This is a genomic window from Cedecea davisae DSM 4568, assembly GCF_000412335.2.
In the GTDB taxonomy this organism is placed as follows: Bacteria; Pseudomonadota; Gammaproteobacteria; order Enterobacterales; family Enterobacteriaceae; genus Cedecea; species Cedecea davisae.
Genome location: NZ_KE161030.1, coordinates 3,107,490 through 3,127,669, shown reverse-complemented (window position 1 = coordinate 3,127,669; position 20,180 = coordinate 3,107,490). Strand labels below are relative to the sequence as shown.

Annotated in this window: 13 protein-coding genes and 1 pseudogene; 6 read left to right on the top strand and 8 right to left on the bottom strand. The window is 55.9% G+C overall.

Annotated elements, in window-relative coordinates:
* The first annotated feature begins 230 nt into the window (after nt 1–230).
* The gene (locus tag HMPREF0201_RS14175) at nt 231–773 is read left to right on the top strand and encodes a YfaZ family outer membrane protein (RefSeq protein ID WP_016537415.1); all 543 of its coding nucleotides are present in this window, start codon (nt 231–233) and stop codon (nt 771–773) included.
* 93 nt (nt 774–866) lie between these two features.
* Entirely contained in the window at nt 867–2,063 is a 1,197-nt protein-coding gene (locus HMPREF0201_RS14170) for a nicotinamide mononucleotide deamidase-related protein YfaY (RefSeq protein ID WP_016537414.1), read from the top strand.
* Nucleotides 2,064–2,066: 3 nt separating this feature from the next.
* Here HMPREF0201_RS14170 and glpC read toward each other — a convergent pair whose 3' ends face one another.
* From glpC to glpA, 3 genes and pseudogenes are all read right to left on the bottom strand, one after another.
* Nucleotides 2,067–3,269, bottom strand: coding sequence for an anaerobic glycerol-3-phosphate dehydrogenase subunit GlpC (gene glpC, locus HMPREF0201_RS14165; protein WP_039898495.1), 1,203 nt, complete (start codon nt 3,267–3,269; stop codon nt 2,067–2,069).
* Nucleotides 3,256–4,521 carry a glycerol-3-phosphate dehydrogenase subunit GlpB gene (gene glpB / locus HMPREF0201_RS14160; protein WP_016537411.1) on the bottom strand — a complete coding sequence of 422 codons (1,266 nt, stop codon included), beginning with the start codon at nt 4,519–4,521 and terminating at the stop codon, nt 3,256–3,258. Before glpB ends, glpC begins: the two co-directional genes overlap by 14 nt.
* Nucleotides 4,514–6,128, bottom strand: a pseudogene (glpA, locus tag HMPREF0201_RS14155) (anaerobic glycerol-3-phosphate dehydrogenase subunit A); the annotation flags it as partial. The pseudogene glpA and the gene glpB, both read right to left, overlap by 8 nt.
* Before the next feature lie 262 nt (nt 6,129–6,390).
* Between glpA and glpT the strand changes: the two are divergent.
* Nucleotides 6,391–7,743 carry a glycerol-3-phosphate transporter gene (glpT, locus tag HMPREF0201_RS14150; RefSeq protein WP_039899370.1) on the top strand — a complete coding sequence of 451 codons (1,353 nt, stop codon included), beginning with the start codon at nt 6,391–6,393 and terminating at the stop codon, nt 7,741–7,743.
* A gap of 10 nt (nt 7,744–7,753) precedes the next feature.
* Complete coding sequence (glpQ, locus tag HMPREF0201_RS14145) at nt 7,754–8,821, top strand: glycerophosphodiester phosphodiesterase (RefSeq protein ID WP_016537407.1); 1,068 nt, start codon at nt 7,754–7,756, stop codon at nt 8,819–8,821.
* A gap of 37 nt (nt 8,822–8,858) precedes the next feature.
* On the opposite strand, the gene yfaE is transcribed toward glpQ, so the two are convergent.
* The 4 genes from yfaE to ubiG form a co-directional block, all read right to left on the bottom strand.
* Entirely contained in the window at nt 8,859–9,113 is a 255-nt protein-coding gene (yfaE, locus tag HMPREF0201_RS14140) for a class I ribonucleotide reductase maintenance protein YfaE (protein WP_016537406.1), read from the bottom strand.
* Between the two features lie 3 nt (nt 9,114–9,116).
* The gene (nrdB, locus tag HMPREF0201_RS14135) at nt 9,117–10,247 is read right to left on the bottom strand and encodes a class Ia ribonucleoside-diphosphate reductase subunit beta (protein ID WP_016537405.1); all 1,131 of its coding nucleotides are present in this window, start codon (nt 10,245–10,247) and stop codon (nt 9,117–9,119) included.
* Nucleotides 10,248–10,302: 55 nt separating this feature from the next.
* On the bottom strand, nt 10,303–12,588 hold the full coding sequence (gene nrdA, locus HMPREF0201_RS14130; protein ID WP_016537404.1) for a class 1a ribonucleoside-diphosphate reductase subunit alpha: 2,286 nt from the start codon (nt 12,586–12,588) through the stop codon (nt 10,303–10,305).
* Between the two features lie 355 nt (nt 12,589–12,943).
* Entirely contained in the window at nt 12,944–13,663 is a 720-nt protein-coding gene (gene ubiG / locus HMPREF0201_RS14125) for a bifunctional 2-polyprenyl-6-hydroxyphenol methylase/3-demethylubiquinol 3-O-methyltransferase UbiG (protein WP_016537403.1), read from the bottom strand.
* Between the two features lie 160 nt (nt 13,664–13,823).
* Here ubiG and gyrA point away from each other — a divergent pair, with 160 nt between their 5' ends.
* Together gyrA and rcsC are read left to right on the top strand one after the other, a co-directional pair.
* Nucleotides 13,824–16,466 (top strand): DNA topoisomerase (ATP-hydrolyzing) subunit A, encoded by a 2,643-nt coding sequence (gene gyrA, locus HMPREF0201_RS14120; RefSeq protein WP_016537402.1) that lies wholly within the window; start codon nt 13,824–13,826, stop codon nt 16,464–16,466.
* 126 nt (nt 16,467–16,592) lie between these two features.
* The gene (gene rcsC / locus HMPREF0201_RS14115) at nt 16,593–19,445 is read left to right on the top strand and encodes a two-component system sensor histidine kinase RcsC (protein WP_016537400.1); all 2,853 of its coding nucleotides are present in this window, start codon (nt 16,593–16,595) and stop codon (nt 19,443–19,445) included.
* Nucleotides 19,446–19,519: 74 nt separating this feature from the next.
* Here the strand turns inward: rcsC and rcsB are convergent, their stop codons facing one another.
* Nucleotides 19,520–20,170, bottom strand: a complete 651-nt coding sequence (rcsB, locus tag HMPREF0201_RS14110) for a response regulator transcription factor RcsB (protein WP_016537399.1) — start codon at nt 20,168–20,170, stop codon at nt 19,520–19,522.
* Nucleotides 20,171–20,180: the final 10 nt, after the last annotated feature.

The following is a 20,180-nucleotide window of genomic DNA, read 5'->3' as shown; positions in this document are numbered from 1 at the left end:
AAAGCTTTAAATATAGACCACTTTTAAAATGCGTCTTTTAAAATTGCTAAAACACTTTGTCACTACCGGGGCCAGGTGTTCATTGATCTTGTAACGGGATAGCCGTTCTTTTCATTTCCTTACAATCAAGGAATTATTGGCATTTTCCGGCGTCTTGAATAGATAATGCGTCGCGCTACAATTTGGCGTTTTTCAGGGGCTACCCTTTCTCTATTTTCAGGAACCAAGGAATGAACAAATTACTTTTAGCCGGCGGCGCGGGTCTGTTGCTGGTCTCTGCTGGTGCAAGCGCGATTGGCGTTAGCGCCGAAGTCGGCAAGGAATACACTAATATTGGCGTGGGTTTCGGCACCGAAAGCAGCGGCATTGCGGTAACCGGCAACTATGCGCACAACGACGATAACGGCGACGCCGTCGGGCTTGGCCTTGGTTTCAATATCCCGCTGGGGCCGATGATGGCGACCGTGGGCGGCAGAGGCGTTTACCTGAACCCGAAAAAACGTGAAGAAGGCTATGCCCTTGCGGCCGGCGGCGGCCTGAGATGGCCAATTACTCCCGATATCGCGGTATTTGGCGATTACTACTACTCCCCGGACTCGCTCTCCAGCGGCGTGAAGGATTATAAAGAAGCCAGCGCGGGCGCAAGCTGGAACTTTATGCGTCCGTTTTCTGTGCAGGCGGGTTACCGCTACATCAGCCTTGGCGGCAAAGACGGCGATCGTACCGATACGGTTGCCGACGGCCCGTATGTCGGCGTGAGCGCCAGCTTCTAATTCCCCCAACGCGGCTTTTAGCCGCGTTTTTTGTGCCTGTCGGCCCCTTCAGTCTGCGCTATAGTGGGGCGTTTCCCTGCCGCGGAGTAGAAGATGTTAAAAGTAGAAATGCTGTCAACCGGCGACGAAGTGCTGTACGGGCAAATTATTGACACCAACGCAGCCTGGCTTGCCGATTATTTCTTTAATCAGGGCTTACCGATGTCGCGCCGCAACACGGTGGGCGACAGTCTTGCTGACCTGGTTTCGGTGCTGAAAGAGCGCAGTTTTGAAGCCGATATTCTGATTGTTAACGGTGGCCTCGGGCCCACCAGCGATGATTTAAGCGCGCTGGCGGCGGCAACTGCCGCGGGCGTGGCGCTGGTTGAACATGAGGAATGGCTGGCCCATATGGAACAATTCTTCGCCGAGCGCGGGCGGGTGATGGCCCCCAGCAACCGCAAACAGGCGCAGATCCCGGCCGGAAGCGAGATGATCGATAATCCTGTCGGCACCGCCTGCGGTTTTGCCCTGAAACTGAACCGCTGCGTGATGTATTTCACCCCCGGCGTGCCGTCCGAATTTAAAGCTATGGTTGACCAGCAGATAATGCCGAGCCTGCGTGAGCGCTTTACGCTGCCGGAGCCGCCGGTTTGCCTGCGTCTGACTACTTTCGGGCGTTCTGAAAGCGAACTGGCGCAGAGCCTTGATCCGCTGGTTCTGCCCGAAGGCGTGGTGATGGGCTACCGCTCGTCAATGCCTATTATTGAACTCAAGCTCACCGGCCCCGCCGGCCAGCGTGCGGCAATGGAAGCGGTGTGGCCGGAGGTGAGGCGCGTTGCCGGTGAAAGCCTGATTTTTGAAGGCACTGAAGGGCTGGCGGCGCAAATTTCCCGTCGGCTTGCTGAAAAAAATCTGACGATTACCCTGAGCGAGCAGTTTACCGGCGGCTTACTGGCGCTGCAGCTTTCCCGCGAGCAGGCCGCTTTGCAGGCCAGCGAAGTTCTGCCCGCTCAGGCAGATACGCTTAATGCGGCGCTGGAGTACAGCATTGCGCAACGCCTGCATAAACAGGCTGATATCGCTCTGGTCGTCGCCGGAGCCGAGGCGCAGCAGATTAATTTTGCCCTCGCAACGCCGCACGGCGCATACGGGCTTGGCGTGAAGTTTGGCGTCAGCCGCCATGCTTTATCCACCCGGCAGGAAGTTTGCGCCATGATGGCCCTCAACATACTGCGCCGCTGGCTTAACGGTCAGCCGCTTGAGAGCGATCATGGCTGGATTAACGTAGTGGAGTCCGTTAGCCGCTAAGCGTCAGGCGAGCGCCCGGGCCAGCAGGGTTATCGGGTGCTCGCAGCGTTTACTGGTGGACATCTCTATTTGCCATTTGCAGGTTTCACAGTCGGTTACCACCAGGTCCACGCCGCTCTCTTCTATTTGCTGAAACAGCGGCGCGCCGATGAGCTGGGACGCCGGGTAGTTCTCTTTTTTAAAACCATAAGTCCCGGCAATACCGCAGCATTGCGAGTCAAGAATCACCAGCTCCACGCCGGGAATACGGCGCAGCAGCTCCAGTGAATAAAGGGTCCAGCCCATTTTTTCCATATGGCAGGGCGTGTGATAAGCGATACGCAGCGGCGTGCTTTTTAGCATTAGCCTGCTGCTATTCTCCTCCAGTAATTTCCAGATATAACGCGTTGCCAGTTCGATTTGATTGCGGATTGGGCCGGTATCCACGCCCAGTAAGTGCGGATACTCATCGCGCAGCGTGAAAGTACAGGTTGATGACGTGGCAACGACCGGTAAACCACGCTGTTCCACCGCCTCGCGAAGCGAAGCCGCATTTACCGTCGCCTGTTTCTTCGCTTTATCAATAAAACCGTTGGCAATAAGCGGTACGCCGCAGCATTTTTCCTTTTTCAATAACTGTACGCCGATGCCCATCGCGTTGAAGACGCTCACTAAATCTTTGCCAAGCTGCGGGTGGTTGTAGTTAACAAAGCAGCCGTGGAAGAAGGCAACCTGCTGCCCGAAGCTGGCCTGATGGGCCGCCTGGCCGCGATACCACTGGCGGAAAGTGCCGAAAGAGTATTTAGGCAGCTCCCGATGCGAATCAATTTTTAGCGCCTTATCCAGCAGCTTGCGCACCGGCTTCAGGCCGGTTGTGGCGTTAACCAGCGGGGCGAAAGGCGTGGAGAGCGTGCCCATTAAATCGGTATGGCTGAGAATGGCGTCACGCAGGGAAGGTTTGTGTTCGCCATATTTGGCGCGCGCGCGCTGAATAATATCGCCGATTTTAACTTCAGAAGGGCAGGCGACTTCGCAGCGTTTGCAGTTGGTGCAGTATTTCAGCGCGTCGTCGTACAGAGAAGGATCTTTGAGACGCAGCCGCTCGCCATCCGGCCCGGCCTGTTTTGGCCCTGGATATTCCGGGCGAACCCGGCTAACCGGGCAGGCGGTAGTGCAGACCGTACACTTAATACAGCTTTCAAAGCTGGTTTCATCAAGCAGGTTCATGGCTTTCCTCCGCGGTAGCGAGAATTTGCCGGGCGGCACTCAGGGCGGTTAGCAGCGAAACGCCAGCGCCACATCCCTGTGCGATGGGGTCAAAGCCGCCGAGTACGGCACCAATTGCGTACAAATTTTCCATCCGTGTGGCCTGGTGGAAGGGGTGAAAGTGCTCATCGACTTTTAGCCCAAATTGCAGCCAGGGCTGCGGCGCAAAGAAGTCTTCCTTGCTCCATTCGGCTCGAGCCATCGGGGAGTCGATATCCAGGCCGAAAATTGACTCAAATATACACTCTCTGTCCGCCTGTAGTCCGCCGCTAAAGAAGCTGCCGCTGGCGAGAATAACGTTGTCGGTACGCAGCGGCACTTCGCTATGGTTTTTGGTGAACAGGGCGCGAATATAGCCCTGCTCGAGCCGTGCGCCGGTGACGGCATCGCCCGGCATCAGCAGCCCGCCAAGCGACTGAAAGCGGCGGCGCAGAGCCTCATGAAGACGCATACCGAGAACCGAAGGCGGCAGCGTTGGCAGCAGTTTAATCGGGATGCCGAGGGCTTTTTGCAAGGAAGAGACGGTATCGCCTTCCAGCCCGATGCAGGCGGGCAGGATCATCGCTTCCCCGCTGCCCAGCAGCATTTTAAGCTCGTCCGTCAGCGCCTGGCGGTTCTGAGGCTGGTCGAGCAGGCGAGCGATGTTGACCGCCCGGAACTCGCTGGGGTTATTACGCAGGACGTCCAGCGCGGGCAGGGTGAGTTCGGCAACGTGCGCCGCGCAGCCCGAGTCCGACAGCGAACCGGCAATCAGCTCGGCCTGAAAATCCAGAAAGCCCGCGATATTAATCACCGTCACTTTTTGCCACGGCAGCGGAGCCTGCGGGACTTCAGGAGGGCTTAACCAGCTGGCTCTCTGCTTGCCGAGCGGCGTTATTCGCCGGTGGTTTTGCCGGTAGCTACCTTCAAGCTCGACCCCGGCTCTGGCCAGTAGTCGCTCGCTTTCTGCGGCAAGTTCCAGCACGGTTTTTTTGCCCATCAGGCTATAAGGATGATGCGGAGCCTGCTGCGCAAGGCTATCTAACGCCGTCTCCAGGCCAGCAACTTGGTCGCCGTCAGGCAGAGTGGAGAGCAGGTCCAGCGAGCCGGAGGAGAAATGCAGGGCGCTTTGCCCGCGGCTGATCATAGCGCAGCGCTGGCCGCTCTCTGCCAGCAGTATTCCGGCGGTCAGCCCCGCCAGCCCGCTGCCGATAATAATGGTGTCGAATTTCATCCTTGTTCTCCGTTATCCAGGCCGCAAAGCCCCTGGTAAACCCAGGCGGTAAATTCGCTTTCTCGCAGGGCGTTGCCCCAGGCTATGGGGCGCACGCCTTTCCAGCGCTCGTTAAGAAAATGGGAAAGCTGTTCCAGCGACTGGGCTGGCGTGGTCTGCTGAAAGCGCTGCAAAAGCCCGGCCGCACGGCAGGCGCACAGCTCACCCTGACAGGTGCCCATGCCCACGCGGGTTCTGCGCCGCAGGTCGCCCAGGCTTTTTACCCCCAGAGCGTCGATTGCGTAGCGCACCTCGCCAGTGGTGACGGCCTCGCATTCGCACACCAGGCTGTTGCTCAACCGGCTGTTATTCAGCATGCGGGTTGCGCGGTCGCCGTGGCGCCAGACCGCCGAGCCGCGAATGGTTGGGGGAAGAGAAATGACTTTGCCCAGCGTTTGCTCCGAGGTCTGCTCGGAGCCGGGAAGTGGAGTTGTGGCGGTAGTGCAGGGTGTGGTATTGCCGAGACGACGGCAAACCAGGTCGGTAGCCCACTCTGCCATCAGGCGATAGGTCATCAGTTTGCCGCCGGTAATGGTTATAAACCCGTCCATGCCGTCGCGTGCGGCGTGGTCGAGCAGCACTATTCCGCGGCTGACGCTGCGCCCCGTTGGGTCGTCATCGCTGGCAACGAGAGGACGCACGCCGGCATAGGCGCGTAAAATGCGGGTTTGCCCAAGGATCGGCGCCAGTTTTTCTCCTTCGCGCAGCAGAATATCCACTTCGTCGGCGGTCACGCGCATATTGTCGATTTGGTCGTAATCAATATGGGTGGAGGTGGTGCCGATAAGCGAGATGGTGTCGCCCGGCACCAGAATGTCGGCATCCGCAGGCTTGCGGCAGCGGTTGATGACCATATTGTTAATGCGATGCCCGAGGATCAGCAGCGCGCCCCTGGCCGGGAACATTTTCACCTTCAGATCGGCATACTCGGCGATATGCTGCCCCCAAATCCCGGCGGCGTTGACCACCATGGCGGCGCGCAATTCATCGGGCTGGCGGGTCAAATGGTTGAAGACTTTGACGCCGCAAACTCTGGCCCCTTCGCGAATCAGGCCGGTAACTTCGCAGCCGGTGAGCACTTCTGCGCCATGCTCTCTGGCATCCAGCATATTGGCGGCGGTGAGCCTGAAGGGATCGACCGTTCCGTCCGGGACGCGTACCGCGCCGATAAGCGCTGAATTAGCCGACGGCTCGAGGCGCAGAGCCTCTTTTACCTCCAGCGCTTCGGCATTGATTCCCGCCCGGCGGCAGGCGGCGATAAACCCGCCCTGAAAAGCTAAATCATCTTCCGGAAGGGTGATAAACAGGCCGTCGGTGGGCTCAATGCAGTGGCGGGCGATACGGCGCAGGATGCGGTTTTCCTCAATGCACTCTTTAGCGGACTCGCCGTCGGTCACCGCATAGCGCGCGCCGCTGTGCAGCAGGCCGTGGTTGCGCCCGGTAGCGCCGGTGGCAATGTCGTGGCGTTCCAGCAGCAGTACGCTAAGCCCGCGGCGGGCGCAGTCGCGCGCTATTCCGGCCCCGGTAGCCCCTCCGCCAATGATAATTACGTCCGTTTCTCTGCTCACCTGGCGCTCCCTTTATCCCTGCTTTATTTACAGGTATTCAGCCATAAATAAAGAACGAAATGTTTGATTGCGAGCAAATTCGAGCAAAAAACGAAAATAAAGCGTCGTTCAATGCACGCTTTCGCCTCTTTGTAATAAAAATGTAACATTGTGTGCGATGTTTCACAGTAAATACGCGCATTGATAACTAAGATGCGCTCGCAAAAGAACATTTGGCAGGAGCCGTTTGCTCCCGCTGCAAATCCAGGCCACGGAGGCACGTATGTTAAGTATCTTCAAACCCGCAGCGCATAAAGCGCGTATGCCAGAGGAGCAGATAGACCCGCACTATCGCCGCCTGCGCTGGCAGATCTTCATGGGCATCTTCTTCGGTTACGCCGCTTACTATCTGGTAAGAAAAAACTTCACGCTGGCGATGCCTTATCTGATTGATCAGGGCTTCTCGCGCGGCGACCTCGGTTTTGCTCTATCCGGGATTTCCATCGCCTACGGGTTTTCGAAATTCATCATGGGGTCGGTCTCTGACCGCTCGAATCCGCGCGTTTTCCTGCCTGCCGGTTTAATACTCGCCGCGGCGGTGATGCTGTTTATGGGCTTTGTGCCGTGGGCAACGTCAAGCATCGCGGGCATGTTCGTGCTGCTGTTCCTGTGCGGATGGTTCCAGGGAATGGGCTGGCCGCCGTGCGGGCGTACCATGGTTCACTGGTGGTCGCAGAAGGAGCGCGGCGGGATTGTTTCGGTCTGGAACTGCGCCCATAACGTCGGCGGCGGTATTCCTCCGCTGCTGTTTATGCTGGGCATGGCGTGGTTTAACGACTGGCATGCGGCGCTTTATATGCCTGCTTTTGCCGCCATTTTTGTGGCCATTGTTGCGTTTGGCTTGATGCGTGATACTCCGCAATCCTGCGGCCTGCCGCCGATTGAAGAGTACAAAAACGACTACCCAACGGATTACAACGATAAAGCGGAAGAAGAGTTAACCGCGAAGCAGATCTTCATGCAGTACGTGTTCCCGAACCGCCTGCTGTGGTACATCGCCATTGCTAACGTGTTTGTCTATCTGCTGCGTTACGGCATTCTGGACTGGTCACCGACCTACCTGAAAGAAGTGAAGCATTTTGCGCTGGATAAATCCTCCTGGGCCTATTTCCTGTACGAATATGCGGGCATTCCGGGCACGCTGCTGTGCGGCTGGATGTCGGACAAAGTCTTTAAGGGCAACCGCGGCGCAACCGGCGTGTTCTTCATGATTCTGGTGACCATCGCCACCGTGGTTTACTGGCTTAATCCTGCGGGTAATCCGGGCGTGGATATGGCCTGTATGATAATCATCGGCTTCCTGATTTATGGCCCGGTGATGCTTATCGGCCTGCATGCACTTGAGCTGGCACCTAAAAAGGCTGCCGGTACGGCGGCGGGCTTTACCGGCCTGTTCGGCTATCTTGGCGGGTCGGTAGCGGCCAGCGCCATTGTGGGTTATACCGTTGACTTCTTCGGCTGGGACGGCGGGTTCATCGTCATGATTGGCGGTAGCGTGCTGGCGGTGCTGCTGCTGATTGTGGTGATGATTGGCGAACGTAAACAGCATGATGAAAAACTGCTGAAGAACGGCTAAGGAGAGCGAAATGAAACTGATTGCAAAATCCCTGCTGGCGGGCGTAGTGCTGGTGGCAACCAGCGCCGCATTTGCCCAAACGGCGGACAAAATCGTTATTGCCCACCGGGGAGCCAGCGGCTACCTGCCGGAGCATACTTTACCGGCTAAGGCCATGGCCTACGCTCAGGGGGCGGACTACCTTGAGCAAGATCTGGTAATGACCAAAGACGACCGGCTGGTGGTGCTGCATGACCATTATCTGGACAGGGTTACCGACGTGGCCCGGCGCTTCCCTGACAGGGCGCGTAAAGACGGGCGTTACTACGCTATCGACTTTACGCTTGCCGAAATCAAGTCGCTGAAGTTTACCGAAGGCTTCGATATCGTTAACGGCAAGCAGGTGCAGACTTACCCTGGCCGCTTCCCGATGGGCAAGTCCGACTTCCGCGTGCATACCTTTGAGGAAGAGATTGAGTTTATCCAGGGGCTGAACCACTCCACCGGGCACAATATCGGGATTTACCCTGAAATTAAGGCTCCGTGGTTCCATCATCAGGAAGGCAAGGACATCGCGGCTAAAACGCTGGAGGTGCTCAAGCAGTACGGCTACACCGGCAAGCAGGATAAGGTTTACCTGCAATGCTTTGACGCCGCCGAGCTGAAGCGCATTAAGAACCAGCTTGAGCCGAAGATGGGCATGGACCTGAAGCTGGTACAGCTGATTGCCTATACCGACTGGAATGAAACCCAGGAGAAGCAGGCGGACGGGAAGTGGGCCAACTACAGCTATGACTGGATGTTTAAGCCGGGCGCCATGAAGCAGATTGCGCAGTATGCCGACGGCATCGGCCCCGACTATCACATGCTGGTGAAAAAGGACTCGAAGAAAGGCCACGTCAGGCTGACCGATATGGTTACCGAGGCGCACGCCAGCAAGCTGACGGTACATCCTTATACGGTAAGGGCGGACGCGCTGCCGGATTACGTGAGCGACGTAAATCAGCTGTATGATGTGCTTTATAACAAAGCGGGCGTGGAGGGGTTATTTACCGACTTCCCCGACAAGGGCGTGCAGTTCCTTAAAAAACAGCAGTAGTAAATAAAAAGGCCGCTTAGCGGCCTTTTTCACATCTTCACATCTCGAGTTCGATATCTCCCCGCGCTTTGCAGCAGCAGGGGAGGATCTCGCCGGGCTGAATAAAGGCCAGCGGCTCGGTCAGCCATTGCACTTCACCTGCCAGCAGCTTAGTCCGGCATGAGCCGCAATAACCTTCCCGGCACTGATACTCAACGCAGACTTTGTGTGACTCCAGCGCGGCCAGTAGCGAAGGGTGTTCCTCTTCGCTAATGAGATGTGCGCCGGTAATGCTTAGCGTAATACGGCCCATAACTTACAGCTGGAAGTCGCTCAGATCGTCGGTATTGACCTCGGAATCTATCTGACCAACCAGATAGGAACTGACCTCAACTTCCTGCGGTGCAACCTGCACGTTGTCGGAAACCAGCCAGGCGTTGATCCATGGAATTGGGTTTGAGCGGGTCTGGAACGGCAAATCAAGGCCAACGGCCTGCATGCGGATGTTGGTAATGTACTCAACATACTGGCAGAGAATGTCTTTGTTCAGGCCTATCATCGAACCGTCGCGGAACAGGTAGTCCGCCCACTCTTTTTCCTGCTGGGCGGCCAGCACGAACAGGTCATAGCACTGTTGGCGGCATTCTAAGGCGATCTCAGCCATTTCCGGGTCGTCTTCGCCGCTGCGCATCAGGTTCAGCATGTGCTGAGTGCCGGTCAGGTGCAGGGCTTCGTCGCGGGCGATAAGCTTGATGATTTTGGCATTGCCTTCCATCAGCTCGCGCTCTGCAAAAGCGAAGGAGCAGGCAAAGCTAACATAGAAGCGAATGGCTTCCAGGGCATTAACGCTCATCAGGCAGATATAGAGCTGTTTTTTCAGGGCGCGCAGGTTAACGGTGACGGTTTTACCGTTCACGGTATGGGTGCCTTCGCCCAGCAGATGCCAGTAGCTGGTCATCTCGATCAGATCGTCATAGTAGCCGGAGATATCTTTGGCACGCTTGAGGATCTCCTGATTGGTGACGATATCGTCAAACACAATCGCCGGATCGTTAACGATGTTACGGATGATGTGGGTGTAAGAGCGGGAGTGAATGGTCTCGCTAAACGCCCAGGTTTCCACCCAGGTTTCCAGTTCAGGAATAGAGATCAGCGGCAGCAGCGCCACGTTCGGGCTGCGGCCCTGGATGGAGTCCAGCAGCGTCTGATACTTCAGGTTGCTGATAAAGATGTGCTTCTCGTGCTCCGGCAGCGCCTGGAAGTCGATGCGGTCGCGGGAGACGTCCACTTCTTCCGGGCGCCAGAAGAAGGAGAGCTGCTTCTCAATCAGTTTTTCAAAGATGTCATATTTTTGCTGATCGTAGCGCGCGACGTTAACCGACTGGCCAAAGAACATCGGTTCGGCGAGCTGATCGTTTTTTGTCTGTGAAAAAGTGGTATAGGCCATGAGGTCAAATCCTATGATGCGTCGAAAAAATCCCCTCTTGCGAGGGGATTAAGCGTTAGATTTTGCAAGCGCCGCTTTCGCAGCCATCGTCCTGGATAGAAGGTGCCAGGTCATCCTGGGTATCTTCGGCCCCGTCGCGGGTGTTTTGGTAGTAAAGGGTCTTCACGCCAAATTTATAGGCGGTGAGCAAGTCCTTCAGCAGCTGCTGCATCGGTACTTTACCAGACGGGAAGCGCGTTGGGTCGTAGTTGGTGTTGGCGGAGATCGACTGGTCGATAAACTTCTGCATCAGGCCAACCAGCTGGAGGTAACCGTCGTTATTCGGCATTTCCCACAGCAGCTCGTAGTTATCTTTCAGACGCTCGTAATCAGGCACCACCTGGCGCAGGATACCGTCTTTCGAGGCTTTAATGCTGATATGGCCGCGCGGTGGCTCGATGCCGTTGGTGGCGTTAGAGATCTGCGAAGAGGTCTCAGACGGCATCAGGGCGGAGAGCGTGGAGTTACGCAGGCCGTGAGTTTTGATGGACTCACGCAGCGCTTCCCAGTCCAGGTGCAGCGGCTCGTTGCTGATCGCATCCAAATCTTTCTTGTAGGTGTCGATCGGCAGGATGCCTTTGGCGTAGGTGGTTTCGTTGAACCACGGGCAGGCACCTTGCTCTTTTGCCAGCTCGTTAGAGGCTTTCAGCAGATAATACTGAATGGCTTCGAAGGTCTTGTGCGTCAGGTTATTGGCGCTGCCGTCGGAATAACGTACGCCATGTTTTGCCAGGTAATAGGCGAAGTTGATCACGCCAATACCCAGCGTACGGCGGCCCATTGCGCCACGTTTAGCCGCCAGAATTGGGTAATCCTGGTAGTCGAGCAGGGCGTCCAGAGCGCGAACCGCCAGCACGGCCATCTCTTCCAGATCGTCCAGGCTGTTGATAACGCCCAGGTTGAATGCGGAGAGGGTGCAGAGCGCAATTTCGCCGTTTTCGTCGTTCACATCGTCCAGCGGCTTGGTCGGCAGGGCGATTTCCAGGCACAGGTTGGACTGGCGAACCGGAGCAATTGCCGGGTCGAACGGGCTGTGGGTGTTACAGTGGTCAACGTTCTGGATGTAGATACGGCCGGTAGAGGCGCGTTCCTGCATCATCAGGGAGAACAGCTCGACCGCCTTCACGCGCTGTTTGCGGATGCTGTCGTCTTTCTCATATTTAGTGTACAGGCTCTCGAACTTCTCTTGGTCGGCGAAGAACGCGTCGTACAGCCCCGGGACGTCGGACGGGCTGAACAGAGTGATGTCCTCGCCCTTAAGCAGGCGGGTGTACATCAGTTTGTTAATCTGCACGCCATAGTCCATATGACGCACGCGGTTGCCTTCAACGCCGCGGTTGTTTTTCAGTACCAGCAGGCTTTCGACTTCCAGGTGCCACATTGGGTAGAACAGGGTCGCAGCCCCGCCGCGCACGCCGCCCTGAGAGCAGGACTTAACCGCGGTCTGGAAGTGCTTGTAGAACGGGATACAGCCGGTGTGGAACGCTTCACCGCCGCGGATAGGGCTACCCAGAGCACGGATGCGGCCGGCGTTAATACCGATGCCTGCACGCTGGGAAACGTATTTCACAATAGCGCTGGACGTCGCGTTAATGGAGTCCAGGCTGTCGCCGCACTCGATCAGTACGCAGGAGCTGAACTGGCGAGTCGGGGTGCGCACGCCGGACATGATCGGCGTAGGCAGGGAAATTTTGAAAGTGGAAACCGCATCATAGAAACGCTTGACGTAGCTGAGGCGGGTTTCACGCGGGTAGCCGGAGAACAGGCAGGCGGCTACCAGGATGTAAAGGAACTGCGCGCTCTCGTAGATTTCGCCGGAGACGCGGTTCTGCACCAGATATTTGCCTTCCAGCTGCTTAACGGCCGCGTAGGAGAAGTTCATATCACGCCAGTGATCGATGAAATCGTCCATCTGCTTGAACTCTTCTTCCGTGTAGTCTTCCAGCAGATGTTGATCGTATTTGCCCAGCTCAACCATTTTAACTACCTGATCGTAAAGCTTCGGCGGCTCGAACTGGCCGTAGGCTTTTTTACGCAGGTGGAAAATCGCCAGACGTGCGGCGAGATACTGATAGTCCGGCGCGTCGCGGGAAATCAGGTCGGCAGCGGCCTTAATAATGGTTTCATGAATGTCAGAGGTTTTGATGCCGTCATAAAACTGGATGTGGGAACGCAGCTCTACCTGAGAAACGGAAACGTTGTTCAGCCCCTCAGCGGCCCAGTCGAGCACTCGATGGATTTTGTCCAGATTGATGCGCTCTTTGCTGCCATCGCGCTTGGTAACCAGCAGACTCTGATTCATGTGAGTTTTACCTGTCCGTGAGATGAGTTTTCCCCTGATTTATGCACACCCGTCAGCCTGTGACTAACTCTGTGGATAAATACTACATATAGGGGGTGGGTGACAAAATGGTCACTAGATGGTGAGTATTCTAGTAAGGAATCCGTTCAGTACAAGTATTGATTTCGGCAATAAAATGATGTTCAGCGGGGGGCTTTTTTCCTAAGTCCACGTCACGTAAGGCCTGAGGGAATTGTCAATGGGATGCAAAAAAAATGAAAATTTTGATCGGGTGCTGATTTCTTAAACTCTATCGATAATTGCGCAACCGGTCGCGCGCAATTATCGATAATCAATGCTTATACGATATGCCGATTTATGCTTCAGTATGCAGCATATAATTAACATCTACCCCTGGACCCAGCTTGAATTTGTTGGTCAGCGGATTGAAATGTAGCCCGGTAATATGGCGCTCGCGCAGCGGAGTCTGATCGACCCAGCCTAATAGCTCGGCCGGTTTGATGAACTTCTTCACGTCGTGGGTGCCTTTTGGCACCATGCGCATCACGTATTCCGCCCCGACAACCGCCATCAGCCAGGCTTTGCCGTTGCGGTTAATGGTTGAGAAGAAGACGTGGCCGCCGGGCTTTACCAGGCGAGCGCAGGCGCGAACCACCGACTGCGGGTCTGGCACATGTTCCAGCATTTCCATACAGGTCACGACGTCGTACTTTCCCGCGTGTTTGTCCGCATGCTGCTCAACCGTCTCCTGGACATAATCGACTTTGATTCCGCTTTCCAGCGCATGAAGGCGAGCGACCTGAAGCGGTTCAAAGCCCATATCCAGACCCGTAACATTGGCCCCTTCGCGCGCCATGCTCTCTGCCAGAATACCGCCGCCGCAGCCGACATCCAGCACGGTTTTGCCGAACAGACCGCCGGAGCGCTGATTGATATACCCCAAACGCAGCGGGTTGATGCGATGCAGCGGCTTAAATTCGCCTTCAAGATCCCACCAGCGCGAAGCAACGGCTTCAAATTTGGCGATTTCATCGTGGTCGACGTTCTGCATAACCGGTTGGTTTTCAGCATTCATTACAGCGGTGACTCCTTGCAGATGTTGAGGCGGGCAGTATATCAGGCTGGCGGTGCGAATAAAGCGTCGACAAATGCGTTCCGGTTTCCCCACAGAGTGCCGCATGTGTTATAATTTGCGACCTTTGAATCCGGGAAAACACTAGAGGGATAGCGGTTACATGAGCGACCTTGCCAGAGAAATTACGCCGGTCAACATTGAGGAAGAGCTGAAGAGCTCCTATCTGGATTATGCGATGTCGGTTATTGTCGGCCGCGCACTGCCAGATGTCCGAGATGGACTTAAGCCGGTACACCGTCGCGTACTTTACGCGATGAACGTATTGGGCAATGACTGGAACAAAGCATATAAAAAATCCGCCCGTGTTGTTGGTGACGTAATCGGTAAATATCACCCTCATGGTGACACCGCGGTTTATGACACCATCGTCCGTATGGCACAGCCATTTTCCCTGCGTTACATGCTGGTTGACGGCCAGGGCAACTTCGGTTCGGTAGACGGCGACTCCGCCGCAGCGATGCGTTATACGGAAATCCGTATGTCGAAAATCGCCCACGAACTGATGGCCGACCTGGAAAAAGATACGGTTGATTTCGTCGATAACTACGACGGCACCGAAAAAATTCCAGACGTTATGCCGACCAAAATTCCTAACCTGCTGGTAAACGGTTCATCCGGTATCGCAGTTGGGATGGCGACCAACATTCCGCCACACAACATTACCGAAGTCATCAACGGCTGCCTCGCTTATATCGAAGACGAGAACATCAGCGTTGAAGGGCTGATGGAACATATTCCAGGGCCAGATTTCCCGACTGCCGCCATCATTAACGGCCGCCGCGGGATTGAAGAAGCCTACCGCACCGGCCGCGGCAAAATTTATATTCGCGCCCGCGCGGAAGTCGAAGCCGACGCCAAAACCGGCCGCGAAACCATCATCGTTCACGAAATTCCGTACCAGGTTAACAAAGCACGCCTGATTGAGAAAATCGCCGAGCTGGTGAAAGACAAACGCGTTGAAGGCATTAGCGCGCTGCGCGACGAGTCTGATAAAGACGGCATGCGCATCGTCATTGAGATCAAACGCGACGCCGTTGGCGAAGTGGTGCTCAATAACCTTTATTCGCAGACTCAGCTGCAGGTTTCCTTCGGTATCAACATGGTGGCACTGCACCATGGCCAGCCGAAGATAATGAACCTGAAAGATATTCTTTCTGCCTTCGTGCGTCACCGCCGCGAAGTGGTGACCCGCCGTACCATTTTCGAGCTGCGTAAAGCCCGCGACCGCGCCCACATCCTCGAAGGTCTGGCTATCGCGCTGGCGAACATCGACCCGATCATCGAGCTGATTCGCAACTCGCCAAACGCCGCAGAGGCGAAAGCTGGCCTGATTGCTCGTTCGTGGGATCTGGGTAACGTTGCCGCGATGCTGGAACGCGCCGGTGACGACGCGGCACGCCCTGAGTGGCTGGAGCCTGAATTTGGTATCCGCGACGGTAAATACTTCCTTACCGAGCAGCAGGCTCAGGCGATTCTGGATCTGCGCTTGCAGAAACTGACCGGCCTTGAGCACGAAAAACTGCTCGACGAGTATAAAGAGCTGCTGGAGCAAATTGCCGAGTTGCTGCATATTCTTGGCAGCGCCGAGCGCCTGATGGAAGTGATTCGCGAAGAGCTGGAAGCGATGCGCGATCAGTTCGGCGATAACCGTCGCACCGAAATCACCGCCAACACCGCCGATATCAACATTGAAGATCTGATCAACCAGGAAGATGTGGTGGTCACCCTGTCTCACCAGGGCTATGTGAAGTATCAGCCGCTGACCGACTATGAAGCTCAGCGCCGCGGGGGCAAAGGTAAGTCCGCCGCCCGTATTAAAGAAGAAGACTTTATCGACCGCCTGCTGGTGGCCAACACCCACGACACCATTCTGCTGTTCTCCAGCCGTGGTCGTCTGTACTGGATGAAAGTCTATCAGCTGCCGGAAGCGAGCCGTGGTGCGCGTGGCCGCCCAATCGTCAACCTGTTGCCGCTGGAAGCGAATGAACGTATTACGGCTATTCTGCCGGTACGCGAGTACGCCGAAGGGGTTAACGTCTTTATGGCTACTGCAAGCGGCACCGTGAAGAAAACCGCGCTGACCGATTTCAGCCGTCCGCGTTCTGCCGGTATCATCGCCGTTAACCTTAACGAGGGCGATGAACTGATTGGCGTTGACCTGACCAACGGTAGCGACGAAGCCATGCTGTTCTCAGCCGCAGGTAAAGTGGTGCGCTTTAAAGAAGACGCCGTTCGTACCATGGGCCGAACCGCAACAGGCGTTCGCGGCATCAAGCTGGCGGGCGAAGACAAAGTTGTTTCCCTGATTATTCCACGCGGCGAAGGGTCAATCCTGACCGTCACGCAGAATGGTTACGGTAAGCGTACCGCGGCTGCGGAATACCCAACCAAGTCTCGCGCAACTCAGGGCGTTATCTCCATTAAGGTCACCGAGCGTAACGGCAGCGTTGTCGGCGCGGTGCAGGTGGAAGATACCGACCAGATTATGATGATTACCGATGCCGGTACGCTGGTGCGTACTCGCGTTTCGGAAGTCAGCGTAGTTGGGCGTAACACCCAGGGCGTTATCCTCATCCGTACTGCGGAAGATGAGAACGTGGTCGGCCTGCAGCGCGTGGCCGAGCCGGTGGACGACGAAGAGCTGGACAGCATCGACGGTAGCGTAGCGGAAGGTGACGATGAAATCGCCCCGGAAGCGGAAGCGGAAGCCGATGATGATGTAGCGGACGACGCGGAAGAATAATCCGAAATTGTCTGTCAATAAAGGGTCGCTTCGGCGGCCCTTTTTGTTTGCCGTTGCGGGACAAGGGTTTTGCGGCTACCTTAAGCGCATCTCAATTTATTCGCTCTCGCACCGCCCAGGCCAAATTTGAAATATCTCGTCTCTTTTCGCAGCACCCTTAAAATCTCGCGCTACCTTTTCAGGGCGCTGGCGCTTTTGCTCTGGCTGCTGATTGCGCTGTTTTCCGTGTTTTACATCGTCAACGCGCTGCACGATAAAGAGTCGGAAATTCGTCAGGAATTTAATATCAGCTTTGACCAGGCCCAGCGCTATATTCAGCGCACCTCGGATGTGGTGAAAGAGCTGAAGTATATTGCTGAAAACCGTCTCACCGCCCCGAATGGCGTACTGCCGCCGCTCGAGCAAAGCGAAACGAAGCCGGATGCGCCAACGTTTATGCCGCTGTTTCCTGACTCGGACTGCTCGGCGGTCAGCGCGACATGGCGTAGCTCGCTGCAATCCCTGTCCTGGTTCCTGCGCTATTGGCGCGACAACTTCTCCGCCGCTTATGACTTGAACCGCGTATTTCTGATCGGGGGTGACAATCTTTGCATGGCTGATTTTGGCCTGCGCGATATGCCGCTGGAGCGCGAGAACGCGCTGAAAACGCTGCATGAGCGCATCATGAAGTACCGCACCGCACCGCAGGATGAGCGCGCCAACAGCATCTACTGGATTGGCCAGGGGCCGCGCCCCGGAATTGGCTATTTCTATACCCTGACGCCGGTCTATCTGGGCACGCGTCTTCAGGCGCTGCTGGGTATTGAGCAGACGGTGCGCATCGAGAACTTTATTACTCCCGGAACGCTGCCTATCGGCGTGACTATTCTTGATGAAAACGGCCATCCGCTGATTTCTCTGACCGGCCCGGAATCTCGCGTGGAACCGGAAAATCGCTGGATCCAGGATCGTTCATGGTTTGGCTACACCTCAGGCTTTAAAGCGCTGGTATTGAAGAAGAACCTGCCGCCTTCATCCCTGAGCGTTATCTATTCGGTGCCGGTTGACCTGGTGCTGGAACGTATCCGTATGCTTATTCTGAATGCGCTGCTGCTTAACGTACTGGTCGGCATTGTGCTGTTCACCCTGGCGAGGATGTACGAGCGACGGATATTTATTCCCGCCGAGAGCGACGCACAGCGGCTGGAAGAGCACGAGCAGTTTAACCGCAAAATTGTTGCCTCCGCGCCGGTGGGCATTTGTATTCTGCGCACCCAGGACGGCACCAATATTCTGAGTAACGAACTGGCGCATAACTACCTCAATATGCTCACCCACGAAGACAGGCAGCGGCTGACGCAAATTATCTGCGGGCAGCAGGTGAACTTCGTGGACGTGCTGACCAGCAACCATACCAATCTGCAAATTAGCTTTGTTCACTCCCGCTACCGTAATGAGAACGTGGCTATCTGCGTGCTGGTGGACGTAAGCGCGCGCGTGAAGATGGAAGAGTCGTTGCAGGAGATGGCGCAGGCTTCTGAGCAGGCAAGCCAGTCGAAATCAATGTTCCTCGCTACCGTCAGCCACGAGTTGCGTACGCCGCTGTACGGCATCATCGGCAACCTTGATCTGCTGCAAACCAAAGAGCTACCGAAGGGCGTGGACAGGCTGGTCACGGCGATGAACAATTCATCGAGCCTGCTGCTGAAAATTATCAGCGATATTCTCGACTTCTCTAAAATTGAGTCCGAGCAGCTGAAAATCGAGCCGCGCGAGTTTTCACCGCGCGAGGTGATGAGCCATATCACCGCTAACTATTTACCGCTGGTGGTGCGTAAACAGCTCGGACTTTACTGCTTTATCGACTCAGATGTGCCGCTGACATTGCAGGGCGACCCGATGCGCCTTCAGCAGGTTATTTCCAACCTGCTGAGCAACGCGATTAAGTTCACCGACATCGGCTGCATTATTCTGCATGTCTCGGTAAACGGCGACTATCTGAGCTTCCGCGTGCGTGATACCGGCGTCGGTATTCCGACCAAAGAGGTGACCCGGCTGTTCGATCCCTTCTTCCAGGTGGGAACCGGCGTGCAGCGTAACTTCCAGGGCACCGGACTGGGTCTGGCGATTTGTGAAAAGCTTATCAGCATGATGGACGGCGATATTTCGGTGGATACCGAATCGGGCATGGGCAGCCAGTTTACGGTGCGTATACCGCTTTATCAGGCGCAGTTTGCGCCGAAAAATAATGTTGAAGGGCTGGCGGGCAAGCGCTGCTGGCTGGCGGTACGCAACGATTATCTGAATAGCTATCTTGAAGCGCTGTTGACCGGCAATGGTCTCATGGCCCAGCGTTGGGCGGGTGAGACGCCGGGCAGCGACGATATCCTGATAACCGATGATACCCTTGATGAGCCGTGGGCCGGGAGGGCGGCGATTGTTTTCTGCCGCCGCCATATTGGTATTCCCGCCGAGTTTGAGCCGGGTCGCTGGGTGCATAGCGTTGCCGCTCCGCACGAGCTGCTGCCGCTGTTAGGCCGGATTTACAGTATTGATGTTGAGGTGCCGGGCAGTTCGCCGGCGCTCGCGGCGGTAAATGAAAGCGACGAGCAAAACGACGACATGATGATTCTGGTCGTGGACGATCACCCGATCAACCGCCGTCTGCTGGCAGATCAGCTGGGTTCTCTGGGGTATCAGTGTAAAACGGCGAACGACGGCGTTGATGCGCTAAATGTCCTGAGCAAAAATCATATCGATATCGTACTTAGCGACGTCAACATGCCGAACATGGACGGCTACCGTTTGACCCAGCGTATACGCCAGCTGGGGCTGACGCTGCCGGTAATTGGCGTCACGGCAAACGCCCTGGCGGAGGAGAAGCAGCGCTGCCTCGAGTCGGGCATGGACAGCTGCCTGTCGAAGCCGGTTACGCTGGATGTGATTAAACAAACGCTGGCGGTTTATGCCGCGCGGGTCCGCAGCTCGCGGGATGCGTGAAGTTTTCCTTAGTGATAAAAAAGCCCCCGTGATTAAACGGGGGCTTTTTCTTTCCGGGCCGGGTAGGGGAGTGCTTACTCCTTGTCCGCCGGGGTCAGGCTCACGGAAGAGAGATAGTTGAGCAGGGCGATATCGTTTTCGACGCCCAGCTTCATCATCGCCGACTTCTTCTGGCTGCTGATGGTTTTAATGCTGCGGTTAAGCTTGCGGGCAATCTCGGTGACGAGGAAGCCTTCGGCGAACAGGCGCAGAACCTCGCTCTCCTTCGGAGACAGGCGTTTGTCCCCGTAGCCGCCAGCGCTGATTTTTTCCAGCAGGCGTGAAACGCTCTCAGGGGTGAATTTCTTGCCTTTCTGCAACGCGGCCAGCGCTTTTGGCAGGTCGGTTGGTGCGCCCTGTTTCAGCACGATACCTTCGATATCCAGGTCCAGCACCGCGCTAAGGATAGCCGGGTTGTTGTTCATGGTCAGAACGATAATCGACAGGCTCGGGAAGTGGCGCTTGATGTATTTAATCAGCGTGATGCCGTCGCCGTATTTATCTCCCGGCATTGAGAGATCGGTAATAAGGACGTTGGCTTCAAGCTTCGGTAAGTTATTGATAAGTGCTGTGGAATCTTCAAATTCACCAACAACATTCACCCACTCGATCTGCTCGAGGGACTTACGAATGCCGAACAGAACAATCGGATGGTCGTCGGCAATAATTACGTTCATACTGTTCATGTAATAGGCT

What these genes read in the sequence shown, in the direction of transcription:
- nrdA (WP_016537404.1), bottom strand. Translation starts at nt 12,588, where the DNA reads ATGAATCAGAGTCTGCTGGTTACCAAGCGCGATGGCAGCAAAGAGCGC.
- yfaE (WP_016537406.1), bottom strand. Translation starts at nt 9,113, where the DNA reads ATGGGCCGTATTACGCTAAGCATTACCGGCGCACATCTCATTAGCGAA.
- ubiG (WP_016537403.1), bottom strand. Translation starts at nt 13,663, where the DNA reads ATGAATGCTGAAAACCAACCGGTTATGCAGAACGTCGACCACGATGAA.
- HMPREF0201_RS14175 (WP_016537415.1), top strand. Translation starts at nt 231, where the DNA reads ATGAACAAATTACTTTTAGCCGGCGGCGCGGGTCTGTTGCTGGTCTCT.
- glpB (WP_016537411.1), bottom strand. Translation starts at nt 4,521, where the DNA reads ATGAAATTCGACACCATTATTATCGGCAGCGGGCTGGCGGGGCTGACC.
- glpC (WP_039898495.1), bottom strand. Translation starts at nt 3,269, where the DNA reads ATGAACCTGCTTGATGAAACCAGCTTTGAAAGCTGTATTAAGTGTACG.
- nrdB (WP_016537405.1), bottom strand. Translation starts at nt 10,247, where the DNA reads ATGGCCTATACCACTTTTTCACAGACAAAAAACGATCAGCTCGCCGAA.
- gyrA (WP_016537402.1), top strand. Translation starts at nt 13,824, where the DNA reads ATGAGCGACCTTGCCAGAGAAATTACGCCGGTCAACATTGAGGAAGAG.
- glpT (WP_039899370.1), top strand. Translation starts at nt 6,391, where the DNA reads ATGTTAAGTATCTTCAAACCCGCAGCGCATAAAGCGCGTATGCCAGAG.
- glpQ (WP_016537407.1), top strand. Translation starts at nt 7,754, where the DNA reads ATGAAACTGATTGCAAAATCCCTGCTGGCGGGCGTAGTGCTGGTGGCA.
- HMPREF0201_RS14170 (WP_016537414.1), top strand. Translation starts at nt 867, where the DNA reads ATGTTAAAAGTAGAAATGCTGTCAACCGGCGACGAAGTGCTGTACGGG.
- rcsB (WP_016537399.1), bottom strand. Translation starts at nt 20,170, where the DNA reads ATGAACAGTATGAACGTAATTATTGCCGACGACCATCCGATTGTTCTG.